The sequence below is a fragment of the Mycobacterium sp. TH-M25 genome, from assembly GCF_057473665.1.
On sequence record NZ_JBYCLA010000011.1, the window covers coordinates 1 to 4,924 of the forward strand.

The following is a 4,924-nucleotide window of genomic DNA, read 5'->3' on the forward strand; positions in this document are numbered from 1 at the left end:
AAGTCCGGCACCGACACCGACAAGTATGCGAACGGCCGCGGCGTCCATACCTCGTCGAGGCGCACGCCCCCGCGGCCCACCACCTGTATCGGGCGCAGGAACTGGTCCACCCGGAACCCGGTGGCCAGCACCAGCACATCCAGCCGATGCAGCACACCGTCTTTCGTGCGCACGCCCTCTGCCTCTACATGGTCGATGGGCTCGGTGACCAGGTGGGCGTTGGGTTGCTGGACGGCGCGGTAGAAGTTCGCCGAGATGACCAGCCGTTTGCAGCCGGCGCGATAGTCGGGTCGCAGCTTCTCGCGCAGCCCGGGGTCGGTCACGTTGTCGTTGAGGTTGTCGTCGCAGAGTTCCTGCAGCATCCGCAGCGCGGCCGAGTCGGCGTCGACGACGGCGTTGGCGAAGCGTTGCACGAATTGGGTGTTCAACTCGTCGCGCAACGCGGTCATCGCCGTCGGCTCGGCGCGGTAGCGGGCCCGGTCCGCCTCGTCGATGGGCGGGTTGTCCACCGGCAGGATCCATTGCGGGGTGCGCTGGAACAGGTGCAGCTCCCGGACGACACCGGCCAGCGCGCCGACGATCTGCACCGCCGACGAGCCGGTGCCGACCACCCCCACCCGGGCGCCCTCCAGCGGTGCGTCGTGGTCCCACCGGGCGCTGTGGAACACCGTGCCCGCGAACGTGTCCAGGCCGTCGATGTCGGGGTAGTGCGGGTGGTGCAGCACCCCGGTCGCGGCGATGACCACGTCGGCCTCGTCGCGCTCGCCGGCGGATGTCTCGACACGCCATCGGGTTCCGTCGTAGTCGAGGCGGCGCACCTCGCGGCCGTAGCGGATCAGACCGGCTACACCGTAGCGGTTTGCGACGGCCGTCAGGTAGGTGAGGATCTCCGGACCGGGCGCGAAGACGTGGCTCCACTCCGGGTTGGGCGCAAAGGAATAGCTGTAGATCTGGGCCGGGACGTCGCAGGCGATGCCGGGGTAGGTGTTCTCCCGCCAGGTGCCGCCGAGCCGCTCGGCCTTCTCGTACACGACGATGTCGGTGAACCCGGCCTCGCGCAGCTTGATCGCGGCCAGCACCCCGGCCATCCCGGCCCCGACGATGACGAAACGCAGGTCACTCATGGCCGTCTCGACGGGGTCGCAGTCCGTCGAGGACGAGCGAGACAACGAAGTCGGCGACGACTTCGGCGTCCAGCCCGTCATCGGTGGACAGCCGCCGGTGCGCCAGTTGGCCGATGAGGGCCGCGAGGGTGAAGGCCACCATCCGCGGTGGGGTGTCGACCACCTCGCCGCGCTGCTGGCCGATGACGATGAAATTCTCGATCTCGTTGATGAAGCGTTCGTAGATTCCGCCGAGGTGTTTCTCGAACCGGTCGCCCAGGGCATAGGCGTCGCGGAACAGCAGTTTGACGGTGGCCTTGTCGGCCTCGAAGAACTCCAACGTGGCCTGCACCGCGGTGCGGAAAGGAGCGTCCCCGCCGGCCTCGCCGAGCGCGGCCAGCGCCGCGGACACGTGATTGCGCAGCGCTTCCTCTTCGACGGCCATCAGGGCGTGGAACAATTCGTCCTTCGAGTCGAAGTACCAGTAGATCGACCCGTATGCCAGCCCGGCCTGCTTGGCGATGTCGGCGATGGTGGTGGCGTGAAAACCGTTGCGGGCGAACACCGCCTTGGCGGCCGCCATGATCTCCTCGCGGCGCTGGGATTTCTCCTCGTCGCTGACCGCCCGACGCCGTCGCGACTTGGCGGTGCCGGCCGTCGTCACTGCTCGACCAGGCCGTCGAGACGCCCGACGGCGTCGATGAATTCCGAGACCATGTCGAGCACCACCGAGCGCACCGGGCGTACTTTGTCCAGTGAACCGACCACCTGGCCGACGAAGTAGGTCGCCAACTGCTGGGCTTTCGAGCCCGGGTGGCCGGCGGCCTGCTGGATACGCAGTTGCGGGTCGGCGATCAGCGCGGTCTGCAGCGGCATCCCGAGCGGCTCCGGGGTGTCGGGCCGCTGCCACTCGTCGGTCCAGGCGGTGCGCAGCATCCGGGCCGGCTTGCCGGTCAGCGACCGGGACCGCACGGTGTCCGACGAGGTGGCGGCCAGGAATTTGTCCTTGACCACCGGCGGCGTCTCGGCCTCCTCGGTGGTCAGCCACACCGACCCGCACCACACCCCCTCGGCGCCCAGCGCCAGCGCCGCGGCCATCTGTCGGCCGCACGCAATGCCGCCGGCGGCCAACACGGGAAGGGGATCGACGGCATCCACGACCTCGGGGACCAGAACCATCGTCGCCACCTCGCCGGTGTGACCGCCCGCCTCGGTGCCCTGCGCAACGATGAGGTCCACACCGGCGGCGGCGTGCCGCCGTGCGTGCTGCGTGGTCCCGGCCAGCGCGGCCACTACCACGTCGTTGTCATGGGCGCGTGTCACCAGGTCGGGGGGTGGCGGCCCCAGCGCGCTGGCAATCAGCCGGATCTTGTGCGCGAACGCCACGTCCAGCAGCGGCTCGTACCCCTTGGGCGACACGTTCAGGCCGACCCGGGGCGACAGGCGCTGCTCCTCGGTGGGTAGCGCGATGTCGTAGCGGACCAGTAGGTCGTCGAGAAACTGCCGGTGCTCGGCGGGCAACAGGTTCCGCACCTGCGTGACGTCGATACCACCCTGTTCGGCGCCGACGTATTTCGGCGGCAACAGCAGATCCACCCCGTACGGACGCCCACCGGTCTGCTCCTCGATCCAGGTCAGTTCGGATTCCAGTCGCTCGGGGGTGTGCGCGACGGCGCCGAGGATGCCGAACCCGCCCGCGTTCGACACCGCGGCCACCACGTCGCGGCAGTGGCTGAACGCGCAGATCGGGAACTCGACGCCGAGCAGCTCGGCAACCCTGGTCCGCATGCCCACGACGCTACGAGTTATTGATTGACGTGTCAATCGAATGCGGTAGGGTTCCCGTATGCTGACCGAGGAAGAACAGCACCAGCGTCGCCAGGCAGTCCGCGATCTCATGCCGAAGACACCGTTTCTGGCCGGGCTGGGCATCGTGTTCGACCGCTATGAGCCCGACGACGTGACGGTCCGGTTGCCGTTCCGGGAAGACCTCACCAACGACGGCGTCTACTTTCACGGCGGGGTCATCGCGTCGGTGATGGACACCGCGGGAGCCGCGGCGGCCTGGTCCAACCACGACTTCGACAAGGGCCTGCGCGCCTCCACGGTCGCGATGAGCATCCAGTACACCGGCGCCGCCAAACGCTGCGACCTGCGGTGCCACGCGCAAACCGTACGCCGTCGCACGGAGCTGACCTTCACCGAGATCACCGCCACCGACGCCGCGGGGACCGTCGTCGCCCACGCCGTGCAGACCTACCGCATCGTCTGATCCGGTCAGCAGCATCGAAGAGCAGACTTCGACGCCGGCCACCTCGCGTCGGGAGTGCCTGCTGCCGATAAGCGAATTATCCTAAGCCGCAGAGTAATCCGCGGAATCGGATCTGGTCTGCAATACCGATTCGCTAGTGGGCCGTTGTCGCATTTCTAGAGATCAGAGACGTCTCGAATCCCGTCTCACTTCACCGGTGGATCGGGGTCATTCGTAGACGCGGCTGCGGTGGTCCGCATCGATAACGTGGATGCTGAGAGTGGTGTCAGTGATCTGGCACAGGACACGGGAATTTCCGACTCGGTAACGCCAAATCCCTTGCAGCTCACCGGTGAGTCCTTTACCGCGGGAGCGTGGATTATCGAGTGCAGCCATGGCATCCATATAGTCCAGAATCCGGCGAGCTGATCGACGATCGAGTTTCTTGAGCTGCTTGAGCACACCGCGGGCGTAGCTGAGTTCATAGGCCAAGTTCGCGCCTGACGTCGGCGGCGCTGAGTACGTCTTCTTGGCGTTCCAGGGCTGCCGCCGCGGTCAGATAGTCGGCTCGATCTTCGAGGTATCGGGCGAGGGCTTCTTTGACGTAGAAACTCTTGGGCCGGCCAGTGTCGCGAGCAAGTTGGTCAAGCTGGCCTTCCAACTCAGGACTCAGTCGGACAGTTAGCACACCCACCTCCTTGAGGACATGTCGAGGGTATTACATGTCATACATCTAGTCAAAGGGCGTTCGGGCTCTCGTTTCTGTCTCGGCGTGAGAACCTGTGATCGTGTCCTCCGTCGAGGCACGTCCTCCAGGCCGACGACTTTCTGCGGCCACCTAGCGGCAGCCGTCAAGCCTCGCATATTTAGGGAATCGAGACGGCTTAGATTCAGTCTCACTGCGCCGAGCCGGTTGGCGTTGTGCATCGGATGGATGGTCAGAGAAACTGAGCGCGGTGGCGCTTGGCCCAACTCAGGTAGTCGATCGGTGCGCGTCCCGTGATGCGCTGGACCGCGTCGCTGACTGTCGCGCGTTCTGTGACCTCGTGGGCCCACTGATTCATCAGTAGGTCGAGATATGCCGGCGGTAGCACCGGCGCGTAGAGCGCGCGCGCCTCGGCCTCGTCAATCGTTTCGATCTCGATCGGTGCTGCAATGGCTTCGCTGATGAGGCCGATCTGCTGGCGCATGGTCAGTGACTCGGGGCCGGTGAGCACGATGCGCTGGCCATCGAGGTCGGACGAGGTCAACGCCCGGGCTGCGACGAAGGCAATGTCGTCGTCGGCGATCGGGGCCTGTTGTGATTCGGGGAAGGGTACCCGTACACGTTTCTCTTTCCGGATCTGCGGAGCCCAGAAGCGCAGAGCATTGCGCGCAAACGCGCCAGGCCGCAGGCATGCGTAAGCGAATCCCGCGGCGATCACCGCCTCCTCTACGGCTAGATGACGGCGCTTGTTGTACTCGACGAAATCTGGCTCTCCCGGCATGAATGTGGGTGGTGACGGGGCTGGTGGTGGTGAATGGGCTGACGGGGCAATGAGATCGGTGGCACAGAGCCGGGTTGGGTGAC

At 66.1% G+C, this 4,924-nt stretch carries 7 protein-coding genes; 1 reads left to right on the plus strand and 6 read right to left on the minus strand.

The window, feature by feature from the left end; all coding sequences use genetic code 11:
- The 3 genes from AC2VOU_RS00305 to AC2VOU_RS00315 all read right to left on the minus strand — a co-directional run.
- A partial coding sequence (locus tag AC2VOU_RS00305; RefSeq protein WP_486955554.1) for a flavin-containing monooxygenase occupies nt 1–1,124 on the minus strand: 1,124 nt, incomplete at its 3' end.
- Complete coding sequence (locus tag AC2VOU_RS00310; RefSeq protein WP_486955555.1) at nt 1,117–1,767, minus strand: TetR/AcrR family transcriptional regulator; 651 nt, start codon at nt 1,765–1,767, stop codon at nt 1,117–1,119. The genes AC2VOU_RS00310 and AC2VOU_RS00305, both read right to left, overlap by 8 nt.
- The gene (locus tag AC2VOU_RS00315) at nt 1,764–2,891 is read right to left on the minus strand and encodes an NAD(P)H-dependent flavin oxidoreductase (RefSeq protein WP_486955556.1); all 1,128 of its coding nucleotides are present in this window, start codon (nt 2,889–2,891) and stop codon (nt 1,764–1,766) included. Before AC2VOU_RS00315 ends, AC2VOU_RS00310 begins: the two co-directional genes overlap by 4 nt.
- A gap of 58 nt (nt 2,892–2,949) precedes the next feature.
- Between AC2VOU_RS00315 and AC2VOU_RS00320 the strand changes: the two genes are divergently transcribed.
- Nucleotides 2,950–3,375, plus strand: coding sequence for a PaaI family thioesterase (locus tag AC2VOU_RS00320; RefSeq protein WP_486955557.1), 426 nt, complete (start codon nt 2,950–2,952; stop codon nt 3,373–3,375).
- Between the two features lie 207 nt (nt 3,376–3,582).
- On the opposite strand, the gene AC2VOU_RS00325 is transcribed toward AC2VOU_RS00320, so the two are convergent.
- From AC2VOU_RS00325 to AC2VOU_RS00335, 3 genes are all read right to left on the minus strand, one after another.
- A complete protein-coding gene (locus AC2VOU_RS00325; RefSeq protein ID WP_486955558.1) occupies nt 3,583–3,846 on the minus strand; it encodes a type II toxin-antitoxin system RelE family toxin in 264 nt (87 codons plus the stop codon).
- Nucleotides 3,836–4,042 (minus strand): type II toxin-antitoxin system RelB family antitoxin, encoded by a 207-nt coding sequence (gene relB, locus AC2VOU_RS00330; protein ID WP_486955559.1) that lies wholly within the window; start codon nt 4,040–4,042, stop codon nt 3,836–3,838. The genes AC2VOU_RS00325 and relB overlap by 11 nt, the downstream gene beginning before the upstream one ends.
- A gap of 250 nt (nt 4,043–4,292) precedes the next feature.
- On the minus strand, nt 4,293–4,924 hold a 632-nt coding region (locus AC2VOU_RS00335), incomplete at its 5' end, for a Rossmann-fold NAD(P)-binding domain-containing protein (protein WP_486955560.1).

Excerpts from the sequence above, each read along its gene's own strand:
- AC2VOU_RS00315 (WP_486955556.1), bottom strand. The coding sequence starts at position 2,891 with ATGCGGACCAGGGTTGCCGAGCTGCTCGGCGTCGAGTTCCCGATCTGC.
- AC2VOU_RS00320 (WP_486955557.1), top strand. The coding sequence starts at position 2,950 with ATGCTGACCGAGGAAGAACAGCACCAGCGTCGCCAGGCAGTCCGCGAT.